Annotated in this window: 16 protein-coding genes; 4 read left to right on the top strand and 12 right to left on the bottom strand. The window is 55.9% G+C overall.

Annotated features, from left to right (window positions below; genetic code table 11):
* Positions 1–54: 54 nt before the first annotated feature.
* From topA to bfr (GDA65_05400), 3 genes are all read left to right on the top strand, one after another.
* Positions 55–2,394, top strand: coding sequence for a type I DNA topoisomerase (topA, locus tag GDA65_05410; protein MBA5862130.1), 2,340 nt, complete (start codon positions 55–57; stop codon positions 2,392–2,394).
* A gap of 309 nt (positions 2,395–2,703) precedes the next feature.
* Positions 2,704–3,180, top strand: a complete 477-nt coding sequence (bfr, locus tag GDA65_05405) for a bacterioferritin (protein MBA5862129.1) — start codon at positions 2,704–2,706, stop codon at positions 3,178–3,180.
* A 35-nt stretch (positions 3,181–3,215) separates the two neighbouring features.
* Positions 3,216–3,695, top strand: coding sequence for a bacterioferritin (gene bfr, locus GDA65_05400; protein MBA5862128.1), 480 nt, complete (start codon positions 3,216–3,218; stop codon positions 3,693–3,695).
* A 224-nt stretch (positions 3,696–3,919) separates the two neighbouring features.
* Here the strand turns inward: bfr (GDA65_05400) and GDA65_05395 are convergent, their stop codons facing one another.
* From GDA65_05395 to GDA65_05365, 7 genes are all read right to left on the bottom strand, one after another.
* Positions 3,920–4,447: a helix-turn-helix domain-containing protein gene (locus tag GDA65_05395; GenBank protein ID MBA5862127.1), complete on the bottom strand. Its 528-nt coding sequence runs from the start codon at positions 4,445–4,447 to the stop codon at positions 3,920–3,922.
* Positions 4,448–4,510: 63 nt separating this feature from the next.
* The gene (locus GDA65_05390) at positions 4,511–5,266 is read right to left on the bottom strand and encodes an HD domain-containing protein (protein ID MBA5862126.1); all 756 of its coding nucleotides are present in this window, start codon (positions 5,264–5,266) and stop codon (positions 4,511–4,513) included.
* A gap of 108 nt (positions 5,267–5,374) precedes the next feature.
* Positions 5,375–5,893: a hypothetical protein gene (locus GDA65_05385; GenBank protein ID MBA5862125.1), complete on the bottom strand. Its 519-nt coding sequence runs from the start codon at positions 5,891–5,893 to the stop codon at positions 5,375–5,377.
* A gap of 12 nt (positions 5,894–5,905) precedes the next feature.
* The gene (locus GDA65_05380; protein ID MBA5862124.1) at positions 5,906–6,583 is read right to left on the bottom strand and encodes an FMN-binding protein; all 678 of its coding nucleotides are present in this window, start codon (positions 6,581–6,583) and stop codon (positions 5,906–5,908) included.
* Entirely contained in the window at positions 6,580–7,041 is a 462-nt protein-coding gene (locus GDA65_05375) for a DUF3576 domain-containing protein (GenBank protein ID MBA5862123.1), read from the bottom strand. The genes GDA65_05380 and GDA65_05375 overlap by 4 nt, the downstream gene beginning before the upstream one ends.
* A gap of 65 nt (positions 7,042–7,106) precedes the next feature.
* Positions 7,107–8,585, bottom strand: coding sequence for a hypothetical protein (locus GDA65_05370; protein ID MBA5862122.1), 1,479 nt, complete (start codon positions 8,583–8,585; stop codon positions 7,107–7,109).
* Positions 8,586–8,719: 134 nt separating this feature from the next.
* A complete protein-coding gene (locus GDA65_05365; GenBank protein MBA5862121.1) occupies positions 8,720–8,899 on the bottom strand; it encodes a hypothetical protein in 180 nt (59 codons plus the stop codon).
* 260 nt (positions 8,900–9,159) lie between these two features.
* Here GDA65_05365 and GDA65_05360 point away from each other — a divergent pair, with 260 nt between their 5' ends.
* Positions 9,160–10,266, top strand: a complete 1,107-nt coding sequence (locus GDA65_05360; protein ID MBA5862120.1) for an FAD:protein FMN transferase — start codon at positions 9,160–9,162, stop codon at positions 10,264–10,266.
* 80 nt (positions 10,267–10,346) lie between these two features.
* On the opposite strand, the gene GDA65_05355 is transcribed toward GDA65_05360, so the two are convergent.
* The 5 genes from GDA65_05355 to GDA65_05335 all read right to left on the bottom strand — a co-directional run bounded on the left by GDA65_05355 (position 10,347) and on the right by GDA65_05335 (position 14,960).
* Positions 10,347–11,309 carry a TonB family protein gene (locus tag GDA65_05355; protein MBA5862119.1) on the bottom strand — a complete coding sequence of 321 codons (963 nt, stop codon included), beginning with the start codon at positions 11,307–11,309 and terminating at the stop codon, positions 10,347–10,349.
* A complete protein-coding gene (locus GDA65_05350) occupies positions 11,306–11,680 on the bottom strand; it encodes a biopolymer transporter ExbD (GenBank protein MBA5862118.1) in 375 nt (124 codons plus the stop codon). Before GDA65_05350 ends, GDA65_05355 begins: the two co-directional genes overlap by 4 nt.
* Positions 11,664–12,095, bottom strand: coding sequence for a TonB-system energizer ExbB (exbB, locus tag GDA65_05345; GenBank protein ID MBA5862117.1), 432 nt, complete (start codon positions 12,093–12,095; stop codon positions 11,664–11,666). The genes GDA65_05350 and exbB overlap by 17 nt, the downstream gene beginning before the upstream one ends.
* A 112-nt stretch (positions 12,096–12,207) precedes the next feature.
* Positions 12,208–13,305, bottom strand: a complete 1,098-nt coding sequence (locus GDA65_05340) for an ATP-binding cassette domain-containing protein (protein MBA5862116.1) — start codon at positions 13,303–13,305, stop codon at positions 12,208–12,210.
* 50 nt (positions 13,306–13,355) lie between these two features.
* Entirely contained in the window at positions 13,356–14,960 is a 1,605-nt protein-coding gene (locus GDA65_05335) for an ABC transporter permease subunit (GenBank protein MBA5862115.1), read from the bottom strand.
* Positions 14,961–14,968 lie beyond the last annotated feature (8 nt).

Raw genomic sequence — 14,968 nt, 5'->3', positions numbered from 1 at the left:
TTGTTATAGTGGGTGTGGTAGTCTGGACCAAGACACTGAGGAACGTGGAGCCACATGGCGAAATCTTTGATCATTGTTGAGTCCCCAACGAAGGCGCGAACGATCACTAAGTATCTCGGTCGCGGCTATTCCGTTATGGCCTCCGTCGGACATGTGAAAGATTTGCCGACCAGCAAGCTGGGCGTCGATCTCGAACACGATTTTGAGCCTCAGTACGTCACGATCAAGGGCAAATCCAAAGTTCTTGCAGACATCAAGAAGAAAGCCCAGCAAGTTGATACGGTGTATTTAGCGCCGGACCCCGATCGTGAAGGCGAGGCGATTGCCTGGCATATCGCACAGGAACTGCACGGCAAGGGAAAGAAAAAGGACGGCAAGGTCTACCGCGTGCTCTTTAATGAAATTACGGAATCGGCCATCAAGCGCGCGTTGAAGGCTCCGGGCGAAATCGATATGAAGCTGGTCCAGGCTCAGCAGGCGCGCCGGGTGCTTGATCGGATCGTGGGGTATCAGGGCAGTCAGTTGCTGTGGAAAAAGGTGCGGCGTGGTCTCAGTATGGGGCGAGTCCAATCCGTCGCGGTGCGACTTATTTGCGACCGGGAACAGGAACGCGAAAAGTTCAGAGCGGAAGAATATTGGTCCATTGTCGCACTCCTGCGCGGAGACAACCCGCCGGCCTTCGAGGCGAAATTGCATTCCATCAACGGACAGGATGCCGACATCGGCACGAGTGCGCAGGCCGAAGAAATTCTCAACGCCGTGCAGGGAAAATCGTTCGTCGTTCAATCGATCGAGCGGAAAGAAAAAAAACGAAACCCCGTTGCGCCCTTTATCACCAGCCGACTTCAGCAGGAAGCCGCCAGGAAATTACATTTCACGCCCAAAAAGACCATGACCCTGGCGCAGCAGTTGTATGAAGGCGTGGAAATCGGGGCGGAAGGTCAGACGGGCCTCATTACGTATATGCGAACCGATTCGCCGAGAATCTCGCAGGAGGCGACCGAGGATGCAAGGCTGGTGATCCGGGAGCGATTTGGGGAGGAGTATTTGCCGGCGACCCCGAATGTGTACAAGACGCAAAAGGCGGCGCAAGAAGCTCACGAAGCCATTCGGCCGACGGTGGCGGCTCGTGATCCTGAATCCATTAGGCAATTTTTGGAACAGGATCAATATAACTTGTATAAGCTGATCTGGAATCGATTCATTGCCTCGCAGATGGTTCCGGCTATCCTGGATGTGACGCGTGTCGATTCGAGTCCGGTAGGAGTATCGGTGCCTTATGTGTTTCGCACGACCGGCACCGTCGTCAAATTCCCCGGCCATACGGCCGTCTATCTGGAGGGGATCGACAAAGAATCGCCGTCACAGAAGCCGAAAAGTGAACAGGAACCCGAGGACGAGTCGGATCGGCAGCTTCCTGTGCTTCGGGAGGGCGAGTCTCTGCAGTTGGTGGCGCAGGAGGAGCAGACCCTGCCGGGCCTTATCTCGAAGCAGCATTTCACCCAACCGCCGCCCCGCTACAACGAGGCGTTGCTGATCCGTGAACTGGAAGAAAAGGGCATCGGTCGTCCTTCCACCTATGCGGCCATCATTTCGACGATTCAGGATCGGAAATATGTCGAGAAGATCGAGGGCCGTTTTCTGCCTACCGAAACGGGCCGGACGGTCAACGACTTTTTGTTGAAGGGGTTTCCGGACCTGCTGGATACGGAATTCACCTCTCACATGGAAGAGCAACTCGACGAAGTTGAAGAGGGGACGAAGCCGTGGGTCTCAGCGGTCAGAGAGTTTTATGCCCCTTTTGTCAAAGAAATGGAACTGGCGCAAAGCATTCCGGGGCCGAAAGACATCGTTGAGCCGCCGACCAACCTGCCTTGTGAGAAGTGTGGTCGCATGTTGGAGATCAAGTGGGGGCGAAACGGGAAGTTTCTGGCCTGTCCCGGGTACAAGGAAGATCCTCCCTGCAAGAATACACAGAACTTCGAAAAACTCCCCGACGGGACGATCAAGATTGTTCCGAAGCTGGAGGAGACGACGGACGAAAAGTGTGAGAAGTGTTCAAGCCCCATGGTGGTCAAATCCGGCCGCTTCGGAAAGTTCCTGGCCTGTTCCGCCTATCCAGAATGCAAAACGACCAAGGCAATTGCCTTGGGGGTGAAATGTCCGCAACCTGGCTGCGGGGGAGACCTGGTTCAGAAGCGTACGAAAAAAGGCCGGAATTTTTATTCGTGCAGCCGGTACCCTGAGTGTGAATATGCGCTCTGGGATCGCCCGATCAATAAGCCGTGCCCCAAGTGTCAGGCACCGTTTCTCATTGAGAAGGTCAGTAAGCAGGCCGGCCGCTCCATACAGTGCCGCAACGAAGAAGAGTGCGGCTATCGCGAAGCCGGATAACCGCAGCGCAGCTCCCGCCCGTCAGAATTCCCCACTCGTTGTCGTCGCATTTCGGTTGCCGATTCGCTCCGATCCAGTCGGAGTTCACCGCTCTGCTCGCGTCATTCTGCATATTCTGATGAGGACAATGAGAAGCGTTCTCGGCGATGTTGATAACCGCCCTCATAAATACGTATCTCAATGGTTGACAAGGCTTTCGAGAATCTCTAAGTAAGGAGTACAATTTCCAAGTAAACAGCGAGCGTTCAGCGTTCGAACCAATGATTGGTCCACAGGCCATGAGATACGCTAGGGCCAGAGGAGGGGGATATGAAAGCAAAACAAGGCGTCATAGAATTGCTAAATAAGGTGTTGACGGCGGACCTTACCGCCATCAATCAGTATTTTGTCCATGCCAAGATGTGTGCGAATTGGGGCTATGACCGGCTCCATCACACAGTCAGGGAGCGCAGTATCGATGAGATGAAAGACGCGGACGAACTGATCAGCCATATACTCTATTTGGAAGGTGTGCCCAATGTTCAGCGGATGAACACGGTGCATATCGGTGAAACCGTTCCCGAGCAGTTGAAACTTGATCTGAAGGCCGAGCAGGAAATGCTTGCCCTACTGAGCGAAGGGGTCGTGCATTGCGCGAAGGTCGCGGATTTTACGACGCGACACATGCTCGAGGATATGGCGAAGGACGTGGATGAGCATATCGATTGGATCGAGACTCAGATGGAAACAATCAAGCAGGTGGGGCTCGAGAATTACCTGGCTGAGCAAATCAAGAAAGATAGTTAGGCCCGCGCCGGGACGGCGCAGGGAGGGGAATGGGCATGAAAGCGAAAGAGGGCGTCCTCGATATTTTGAATAAGGTGTTGGTCAGCGAACTGACCGCGGTGCATCAGTATCTACTGCACGCGGCGCTCTGCAAACATTGGGGGTATGGTCGACTCCACGAGCATTTTAGTCATCTGGCTCACGAGGAAGTCAGCCATTCCTCTGGTTTGATCGATCATATCCTGTACCTCGGCGGTGCTCCAACGATGGATCACTTGGATGCCGTGGCGTCGGGGAAGAAAGTGTCGGAACTCTTAGAGGCAGATGTGGCGTTTGAGCGTGAGGACGCAGATGCGCTTCGTCAAGGCATCGCACACTGCGCGAAAGTCGGTGATTTTACCACCCGGCATCGACTGGAGGATATGATCATCGACACGGAAGAACATATCGATTGGTTTGAAATTCAGCTTCGCACCATCAAGCAAGTTGGAGAAGAGCGGTATCTGGCGGAGCAATTCACCTCCGACAAGTCTTAGCCAATAGTAATAAGATGAGGGCGGGTCTGCGAGTTCAGAGAGAACTGGCCGACCCGCCTTTCTTGTTCCCCATCCGCATTTTTCAGTCGGACACACACAGCGTTCATCAGTCTGTTCTCTTTCTCCCTGATTAATCAGGGAGATAAGGCTCAATTCCTTCCAGCGATAGCAGCGCTCTCCTCTCGGGCGGGACCGTAAGGACCCCGCTGAATGCCTTGATACGTTCACCTATGCTGCCGAGCCCTCATCGAGCGAATGTTCATGGGAGACTGTCCCGTAGCACGCTTGAAGAAATGGCTGAACGCGAATTGATCGCTGAATCCAAGTGCTGATGCAATTTCTGCCAGCGTGTGTCCGGTAGTCGTCAGGAGTGCACTGGCGCGTTCAACGCGCTGCCGCCGAAGGTACCTGGAAAACGGTTCACCCATGACGCGGTAAAACAGATCCGAACAATACTTTTCCGAGTAGCCCAGGAAGTTCGCCAAGACTTTCAGCGTCATGCCACGGTGGAGGTTCTCGTTGATAAAGGCTGTGATACGCGCGGGCAATATGCGAGGTGTAGGCGAGGCCTGCTTCTCCGGCGGAATGGCATGTGACAGGTTAAACAGATCGCATATGAGGTCGCCGAGATCCTGTTCCGTTCTGACCTGCTCTAATCGGTCGGCCCACTGCGGAGACTCTCCTCGAAGCTCGGAGGAGAAGGTGCGCAGACGATCAAACGACATAACCGAGGCAGATGATCTTCCTGACATAATGTCCTCCGTTGCGAGTTCACAGAACCCACAGTATGGTCGTGGTCCTGACAAGACAATCCGTTAGATGCCTGAGCCGGTCATATGCGTGTAGATGGAATTTTCTACCTCTGGTTCGGCGCGCATGGCGGCGGTGACTGGATTGGGAATATGGAGTGAGGGACAGTGATCGTGATTGCGTAGCAGGTCGCAGAACGTAGCGCAGAAAGTTGGATCAAATTGGGATCCGGCCGAGGCGCGAAGAGTTCGCAGAGCGCTGTCCCATGAATTGGTGCGGCTGGCGATGCTATCAAATACATCGGCGATGGCGAGAATTCTTGCCGAGCCGGGGATGTACTCACCGCGAAGTCCATAAGGATAACCGGCCCCGTCCCAGCGCTCATGATGATGGGCGATCAGCCGTGCCGGCTCCTGGAGGAATAAGTAGGAGCTTAGGAGGGTGGCCCCTTCCCTAGGATGGCTTTGGATCAGGGCATAGTCGTTCAGCGTATGAGGGGCTGCCCTGCCGAGCAGGTGCTCAGGCATCATCAGGAGTCCGATGTCATGCAGCAATGCCGCATAGTGCAAGTCGAGGCGCTGTTCTCTGGTGAGTCCGAGGCGTTGAGCCAGCAATAGGGCATAGTGCGCGGTGCGTTCGCCATGCCCGAAGTGTCCGGGGATGGTGCTTTCGATCTGTCGCGCCAGACGCCGAAGTTGAAGTACCCGGACGGCCTCGAGTGACTCATGGGGAAGCTGCAGGGCATTGAGGGCGAAGAGCTGGCGCCCGAGGTCCTGGATGAACTGAGTCGCGCTAGGTTTCGGTCGTGTCGAACGATGCATAGGAGTCCTCCAAAATGTCAGAGCCCAAGATCATGGGGAATGATCTTGGGCTCTGGGCTGAATACCTCTGGCCGCACATGAGGTGAGCATCAGGTGTGCAACGCTAGGTCATCCGTGCTCTCCGCGTTTGCCCGCCATCAACGGTTGTTTCAAAATCCACATTTCGTGGAGAGGGATGACCAGCATGACCAAAAATCCTGCCGTCATGAACGTATCGCCTGTCAGCATGGTTAATACAAAGACGGGGGAAACATAACTAATCAGCCAGGGCGAAAGGAGATCGAGAATGACTCCTCCGAAAGAAATCCAGGTCGTAACAATTTTTAGCCGGTTGCTGGCGTTCGTCAAATAGAGGACATGGACCAGAATCATGAACACGACGGGCATAGTGAAGAGGTGAAAGTGGGTAATTTCAGCGAGTTCACGAAACGACATCGGCTCGCCGAAGGTCGCATTGGAGCCGCGGTAATGATCTGCAATTCCTTGGGGGGACAATCCAGTCATATTGTGCGCCCAGAAGAATGAGAACGTGAAGCCGGCAAGCATCAATAAGAGAAAGAATGTGTAGACGAGCCTAATGTGGCGATCTGAGTCGCGGAGGCGAAAGCGGGTGTTGAAATTGCGCATGTCGGCTGAAAATCAGTTTCCGAAAATCGACTTGAAGAAGCCCTTCTCGGTCTTTTGAGCGGTCACAGTGTCGCTGCCGCGTCCTTGCGGTTTTAAGTAAAATTCGTCGACGAGGACAAGGACGCGTTTGATTCCTGCCGTCATAGACCGGACGGACATCGTGGCGCCGCTGATATTGATGATATCTCTGTTGATCCGGACAGGGTCGAGAACCGATTTCCCCTCATATTGAACGTTAAATCGTTTGGTCCGCACCTCGCTGCCTCGCGCTTCTCGAAAGACAAGTAATTCAACATTGGAAACAAGGCCGTGAGCATCCACGCCGACCATGTAGGTCATGGGCTTGTGTTTGCCGATGGTGTTCTGGACGAGGGCATACCCGTCAATGTGTGTGCCGGTTTCACCGATATACACTTCGAAGGATTCCTCGGGAAATTTCCATCCGATGCGAGTTTCGATAAGGGTTTTCTTGTCCTGGGGGAGAGTCACCAGCTCCTTCTTCACGCGTTCCGATTTTGGAAACATGAGTTTGACCGCTTCTTCCTCGGTGAGAAAGACTTCGGCCAGGGACATTTCCTGCTCTGTCAAATAGCGTTTAAGCTCACTGTCCCATACACGCTCGGCCTGGGCGTTCATTGGGGCGAGAGCGAAGGAACCAGTGAGGATGAGCAGCAGCAATAAAAGCATCATAGCGGCGAACACCCCTGTTCTTGTAATTTTTCGTTTAGTCGAGTGGTGACCTCCGTTGTCGCCTCTTCGGATGGTTCAACAGGCCACCATTTAGTGGCTTGAGAGGTGACCCCTCCGCGAGAATGCCAGCGCTGGCGTGTTTCCAGCACACTGACGGAGACAGCGCCATTCGATGTCTTTACGACGAGACTCATACGCGCGCGCTCCCTATTCCCGAATCCCGTGCGTCCGAAGATGCCATAACTCCGTTCTTTTCCATCCATCTCTAGCCACCCGGTTTCGATGACGCCTTTGGTTTTGTCCTGGGATGTGATCGAATAGCTTTTCATAGTGTCCATCGCTGCATCCCAGACGACGTCCTGTGAGCAGGAATAAGTCTGCTCGTGACTGCCGCTCAGCGAAGCGCAACCCATGGTGAGGAAGGCTGTTGTCGCGATAAATACGTGTGCCCTTTGCACTGAAATCCTGCCCCTTGTAAATCCGGCGGCCCTCCCTATAGAGAGAGCGCCGCCGGGTGGTGAATTTAGAAATACGTTGCTGCGGAAATCACGAATGCGCTGTCATGAATGCGCTGACCAGTATTGGGATTAAACGATTTCGGCATGTACTGGTAACTGGCCTTGAACACGGCGTCTTCGATAGGCCGATAATTGAGACCGAACGAAAATTGCTCTAATTCACCTGAGTTCTCTCCACGATTATCCATGTTGAGATTGACCCGGTCATAACGGAACACGGCGGTGAACGTTGAGCCCTCACCAAATCGTTTAGGCGATAAGGCAGTTAGGAACGCGGGCATGAAATGATAATTAGCCTGGACATAGAACCCCTGCATACGCTGCGGAGGGGCGGCAAATGAGTTCAAGGTATTGAGCCCGCTGAGCAGCGAGCCAGGCGTGGCGAAGGTTGCCCCCTGAACTGCGCGGGAATTGCCGCGTGCGTAGGCCCAGGCCGCTTCTCCCAAGAGCTCGAAGGGGCCACGTTGAAAGGTCCAGTCGATAGCGGTAATGCTCAGAGGGTTGTAGCTGACCGGAGAAGCATTCCCGAAGTAGCTGGAGCCAGCCACTTCAACGCCCAACATCGGGCTAAAGGCTACGCGTCCCGAGACGGCTTTTCCGTTATTGATGTCCAATCCGTCATCGGAGGGGCATTTCCGCTGGCGGGAGCGGCGGGTACCGTCTTCCTCACGAATGCGGGGGCTTCCGTCTCCGTTGTATCCGCAGGGGCCGGTGGTGACGTAGAACTCATAATCGAGTTTGCTGGTTCGGCCTGGGTACAAAGTGCCGTAGAAGCCAGCACCGGTCTCGGCCATCGTGGAGGGAATCACGAGGCGACTGACGAGCGGTCGGTCGGTGAGGTCGTTGAGCGGCGAATCGTGCAGCAAGTTGAACTTGCCGATCGGAACCAAGAGAATTCCCGCACGAAGATTGAACGGCTCTTTGACCAAATAGTCGATGTGGGCAAACTCCAGACCGATTTCTGCCCCCTGCGTCGCATCCTCACGTATCCCATGCTCGATTTCGATTTCCGCCGCGAACTTCACATGTTCGGTGATGTCAGCATAGATGAATGGAACAAACCGTTGTTGATCAAATCCGTTGGTGGTGCCACTCCCCATGCCCGATTCAAGAACGGCATTTCGGTGTGAACGGTACTGTATGTCCATGTACCCGCCGACGATCGCTTTCGGTGAGGCGACAAAGGGCTTGGCATAGACCAATCGGCCAGACCCCGTCGACCCGAACGACAATGCCGCTTGGGTTTTGGTTCGCCGTTCTTTTCCGACTTCTGGAAGGGAGCCTATGCCTGGTTCATCACCGGGGTCGCCCACTGTTTCCCTGTGGGAACCGGCGCCTTCTCGGCGTTCATGATCCTGCAATCGTTTTTCAACCGCTTCGTCAACTAGCTTCTTGATCTCCTCCGGGGTCAAGTTTTCTGCCAACGCCGGCATCACCGGTAGACTGGCCAGGACTAGAGCCCCGAGGATTGCCCGGATTTTCATGGGTATCCTCCATCCGCGAGTAAAGTTATGGTATGACTCGGGACTCGATGGTCTCTGGTCTGTGATGAAAGCATGTGGATGCGACTGAAGCCCTGGATGTTTTCCGGTAACGAGGCCTCCTTTCGTGAATCGAATCATGCTGGCACCGTGCCCCACCCTTCAATCGAGGTGAAAGGGATGACGACAATGCGTTTGCAGCGCTTGCACTTAAGCTCTAGCCCCTGTCCTCCAACTTTGGCGATCAGCTGGCCGCATTCGCAGCGTGTTTCGCTGTCCTGGCATAAGGAGTGTGTTGCGTTCTTAGTTGGTGTCATAGCCTAGCGTTGCGCCTACTGAATTGAGAACGATTATTAATATCTCGATCAGTAGAAAAATGTCAAGTCGAATTAGACGGCTTCGCTGTGGCGATCAGAGTGTCAGCAGGAAGTGGCTAGAATGCCACGGATCGAGGATTGGGTAAGAGTGTGAGCGCCTGGCCTGGCTAAAACTGGGCCCCGCAGGGGCTAGCATTATTTGCAATTTTATTTTATGCCGGACAATATGCCGCGTTGCAGGTTCCCCTTGAGAAAGGATCATGCCGATGAAGTTGTCCGTTATTTCTGACGCCCTGAGAGCATTTGGATTCATTTTCGTAACGGACGCTGTCCTACGGCGCAGATATGCAGTCGCGACGAATGCGGGCATCTGTTTTCTATTATCGCTAGGGCTGGGATGTGCTGCTGGAAACTCTGGAGCCACTCCTATTCTCGTAAAGCGCACACAGATGCATATGGGCACGTGGGTGAGCATTACGGCAGTCGCTTCGGATCGGCAGACGGCTCAGGATGCCACATCCGCGGGATTCCAGGAAATTCATCGCGTGGAAGAATTATTGAGCACCTGGATTGAGGGCAGCGAGCTGTCACGGGTAAATGGAGCTGCAGGAAAGGGAGCCGTCTCGGTCAGTCCCGATACGATGAAAGTTCTTCAAGCCTCAGTTGGGATGGCTCGGCTTACGAAAGGGGGCTTCAATATTCTTGTCGGTCCCGCGGTCGAGGCCTGGAGCGTTTTGGATCGCCAGCAGATTCCGTCGGAGGATGATCTGGAGAAAATCCGTCCACTCACGAATCTGAATGCGTTGCAATTGAACCAGGCACAGGGAACGGTCTATCTCGCCAAGCCAGGAATGCGAGTGGATGTCGGAGGCATCGGTAAGGGCTTTGCGGCCGATCTGGCGGTTGAGGCGATGCAAAAGGCTGGCGCAACCGCAGGAGTCGTGGCGTTATCCGGGGATATTCGAACGTTTGGCCAATTGCCCGACGGTACGACATTTCCATTCGGTATCCGGCATCCACGGCACGAAGGAGCGGTGCTGGCAGTTATTGATCTTCAGAACGAGGCGATTTCAACGGCGGGCGATTATGAACGTTATTTCGAGCGGGATGGAGTCCGGTATCATCATGTCCTTGACCCAGTGACGTTGCAGCCGGCACGTGACTGTCAAAGTGTCACGGTAGTAGCCAAAGACGGCCTGACGGCGGATGGACTGGATACAGGCATTTTTGTGATGGGGCGAGAACGGGGGCTCGCGCTAGTGGAAACGCTGCCGGGTGTCGGCGCAGTGATCGTCGATCGTGACGGAAAGGTCTGGGTGTCCTCCTCCCTCAAAGGGCGAGTCCGAATCAAAGACGGTGTCGACTAGTGTTGTCATAGCTTCAGCGTGAGTCCCAGTCGGAGGCGCGAGCGTGAAGCATGCTGAGCGAAGGGCCGGCATCAACCAGGCTATGGTCCTAGCTGGTAGCGGATAGGGATATGGAGGGTGACTGGTGATTGTTCGAGAGGCTGCGTCAGCGCGATTGGTGAAATCTTTCGAACCGTTTCAAGTGCGGCTTGATCGAGAGTGTCATGCCCGGAACTTTTTGCGACCGCGGCGGACACGATTTGGCCATCTTCCTGAATCACAATCCGGACGACCACTCTCCCTTCCACGTGCTTGAGCCGTGCATCCATGGGGTACTCTTTCTGCGCTTCAATGCGTGGCAAGAGAATGCCTGCAAGCCAGCCATAATCGACCTTTTTTGGTGCCGGAACGTCGCTCGCTGATGGGGCGAGCGCGGCGGTTGAGGTAGGGGCTGGGGTCTGTTCAGTGGATTGCTGTGCAGCTGGAAGAGGCGACGTTAGTTGAGCTGGGGTTTCATGATCTTTGGCTGGGGAAGTGACTGATGCTTGCTGTTGATGAACTTCCGCCAGGGAAGGGACCGGCGGCGTGGGGGAAGGCTCCGTTGCCGGCTGCGGTCGAGCGGCTTCCACTGCCTCAGGAAGAGGGGGTGCGAGAGAGTGTTGAGGTGTTGGCTCGATAGCCTGTGGCGGCGGTGGAGGAACGGGGATGGATGTCTGCGGTTCATGGACACCAGTGTTAGAGACCGGGGCCGATTTCGTGGAATGTTGTACATCAGAGGACGCCGGGCGCGGAGAGGGTATTGGCGTGCTACGCGCTGTCATGCGCGCAGGAGTTGAGCCAACTTGCGGTTTGTCGAGCGTGGGAGTTGACGCAGACGGCATTACTGATGGGGTGACGATAGTTACGTCCCACTGGAACGACGAGGAGGGCGGGGCTAGCCCGACTTTGGCGGCGAGCAGTGCGGCTAAGAAGACGGCTGCACTATGCAGGCAGAGCGAAATGATCCACCCGCTCGCACGCAAGCGGACGAAGGCGTCCGGCGTGCCGGCATGGGAAGCGGTCACAGGCGCACGACCTCCAGGCTGACAGATTGGAATCCCAGGCCACGAATCTCATCCACAACCGAGACAAAGCGCTCAAGCAACGTGACTTTGTCCGCCCGCACGACAACCAGGGATTCTCGGGGGTGGGCCAGCAGCATGCTTTTGAGGCCATCCGCCGGGACGGGACGATCATTGAGAAACAGGTCTCCATTCGCGGTCAAGGTCACCACCACGGGAACATCTTTATGATCCCCGGCCTCCTTAGCCTTCGCGAGGTTGACGGGGATTTGCCCTGTGCTGATGAAGGTTGCGGTAGTCAGGACGATGACGAGCAGCACCAACATCACATCAACCAGCGGAATGACGTTGATCTGATTAACCTCGCGTTCCATGGTGCACCTTATACGTTGTCAGTAGTTCAGCGACGCGTCGGCGAAGAATATTGTTCATGACGACGCAGGGAATTGCCACGAGGAGACCCACGGCCGTCGCCTTCAGGGCCAGGCTCAGGCCGATCATGATGGTGTTCACGGCCATCGTTCCAGAGGTGCCCATCGTATGAAAGGTCATCATAATCCCGAGGACCGTGCCCAGCAATCCGATGTATGGCGCATTTGCCGCGACGGTGCCGATGATGACGAGCCGCTTGGTCAGTGCCATTTCAAAGGTTTGAACGTCTGTAAACTGCGCCAGGTCTACGCGTCGGTAGTACAGCCATCGCTCGACCGCGACAGCTACCGACCACACGCTCAGAGCGATCAACAGGCCAATGATCCCGTACTCAACCGCATTCTTCAGCACGTCCATTCGTCGATCCTCCACCTCTCACTGTTGTTGCTCCCTGGGGACGTCCGTATGACATCGACCCTGATCCTTCGTGCGTCTCGTTCGGTCTGGCGTCAGGATATTGGTCCCGATGTTACGACCCCACCTGCGGCGAGTCAGGTGGCTTCGGGAACAAGACCGTGTGGGTCGCCACTACGCGCAGGGCAATGGCAGTCCCAACCTGATAGATGCTCAGCGATGATTCGCTACTATGCACGATTTGGCCTGACGGCAGTTGGATTGTGTAGACATTTTCCGACCCCTTGAATTGTCGTGCAAGGATCCGCGCATCGGCCCCCTTGGTCGGGACGATGTGAATGTCGTCTGGGCGAATCATCACGACGACGGGCGTGGCCGTCGCGAGGTTCTGAGTATTTGGAAAGTCTCCGATTTCGGTCGTCACCAGGTGGTGTGTGACGACTCCGGGGATAAAGTCCGCCTGTCCGACAAAGTCGGCCACGAAGGGGGTCGTAGGGAGGTGGTAGATAGCTTCGGGTGTATCGAATTGTTCCAGGCGCCCTTTATTTAAGACTGCCACACGGTCAGCCATGGAGAATGCCTCATCATGATCATGGGTGACAAGAATGGCTGTGGTTTTGGTTTGTCTCAACAGAGTGTGAAGATCCTGGCGCATACGACTGGCCATATCGGGGTCGAGATTGCTGAAGGGTTCGTCGAGGAGCAGGAGCACCGGGCGAAGGGCAAGCGCGCGGGCGAGGGCGACGCGTTGCTGTTGACCGCCGGAGAGTTCGTGCGGATAGCGGTGCTCTAATCCACGCAGTCCGGTTAAGGTGAGGAGGTCGTCGACGATCGTACGCTGCTGGGCTCGTGAAAAGTGGCGCAGGCCAAAGGCAATGTTCTTCTCGACCCGTAAATGGGGGAACAGCGCGTACTCCTGGAAGACCATGCCGATGTGCCGCTGTTCGGTCGGAATCATGGTGTCCCGCGAGGAGACCAGTTGGCCGGATAGCGCAATACTGCCCGCGATAACCCGCTCAAATCCTGCAATTGCGCGAAGGATGGTCGTCTTGCCGCAACCAGAAGGTCCCAGAAGGCAGAGGATTTCTCCTTGGTGGACGGTAAACGTGATGCCCTCGACGGCCGGTCTGCTGGGCTCATACGCGCAAGACACGTCCCGCAATTCAAGAACGGCCGAGCGTTCGGCTGTCGTGTCCAGCGCGTTCGGAATCATCCCTCCGGACTTGGTGTGTTGTTCACGGGTGACGGATTCGTTCACGGGGCTCACTTAGCGTCCTCTTGCGCCTGTCCGCGCCAGTCTTTGGAAACCAGCAACATCAGCGCTGGAAGGCTCAAAAGGACGATGAGCAGCGCGGCAGGCGCCGCCAGTTGATAATACTCTTCGCTGGCTTCCAACCATACGCGAATGGCCAGTGTATCAAATCCTACCGGCCGCAGCAGCAATGTGGCCGGAAGTTCCTTCATGGTTTGAAGGAACATTAGCACCCATGCGGCAATAAACCCGTTGCGGACGAGCGGCAGCGTCACGCGCCGAAGGCTTTGGTGCGTCGTATATCCGAGGGTCCGCGCGACTTCCTCGACATTGGGAGTGACTTGCTGCAGAGCCGGCTCCATGGATTGAAGGCCAACCGGGAGAAAATGGAGAATATAGGCGATGATCAACACGACCACTGTCCCATAGAATGCCGGCGCGAAGTGGGTGAAAAGGACGAGAACTGCCAGTGCGGCTACCGGTCCCGGCAGGGCATAGCCGGCATACGCGGCTTGGAGGCAGGCAATGTTCAGTCGTGAGGGGCGGCGGCTGGCGAGGTAGGCCAGCGGGAGTCCGATGATCACGGCGCCGGAGGCTGCCAGTGCTGCGAGAAAACTGCTATTCCAGATGAATCCCAGGAACCGTGCATCCAACGCGCCTTGCGAAATGGCCTCTGCACTCCATTGGACCAACATTGCCGCCGGAACACCAAACGCGGCTCCGAAGACGAGGACGACGTAGCCGGTGATCAGTGCTGTTCCGAGGGGGCCTGCATGCTGGCGGGTTGACCGTCGGTACCGGCCTGATGTCTGATAGAAGCGACTGCGTTGGCGAAACCACCGTTCGGTCACAAGGAAGATGATGGCCATCACGACGAGCAGTAGGCTAAGAATACTGGCGGCACTGTGGTCGTATCGGCTGGTCATCTGTTGGTAGACCGCATAGGTCAGTGTCTGATACCGGAGCAAGGAGACTGCGCCGAAATCCGAAATCACGTACAAAATGACCAGTGCCAGACCTGCCGCAATGGCAGGGCGGATGAGGGGGAGCGTGACCCGGCGGAGTGTCGCCCAGGGAGAGATGCCGCAGGCGCGCGCCACTTCTTCAAACGAGATATTGAGATTCTGAAGGGCTCCGCGTACGAGCAGATAGACGAAGGGAAAGGTATCGAGGGCCATGATCATGGTAACGCCGACAAAGCTTTGGGGCGATGGCAGTCGAGCATCGGGCCCGAAGAACAGTTGCCACCACTGTTCAGCCGGGCCGCCCATTCCCAGTAAGTGGGCATAGACGTAGGCCAGCACGTAGGTTGGCATGGCAAGAGGCAGTGCGAGCGCCCATTCCCACATGCGCCGGCCTGGAAAATCGTACCGGACGGTAATCCAGGCCAGTGATACACCCAGCACCAAAGTGGCCAGCGCGACACCGACGGCCAGCGAGAGCGTGTTTCCCAGCAGTTCCGGAATGCGCGTGGACCAGAGCCGAGTCCATACGGCTGGCGTAGCGGTCACCGCCACATAGACGATGTACCCGGTAGGGAGAACCAGAAATGCGGCGGTGAGCAGGCTTATCCACTGGAGTGAAGACGGCCCCGAGGCTCTGGTTGCGGTAAGCATGCTCGGCC

This window comes from Nitrospira sp. CR1.1, from assembly GCA_014055465.1.
GTDB lineage: Bacteria > Nitrospirota > Nitrospiria > Nitrospirales > Nitrospiraceae > Nitrospira_A.
This window is presented reverse-complemented; position numbering and strand designations above follow the sequence as displayed.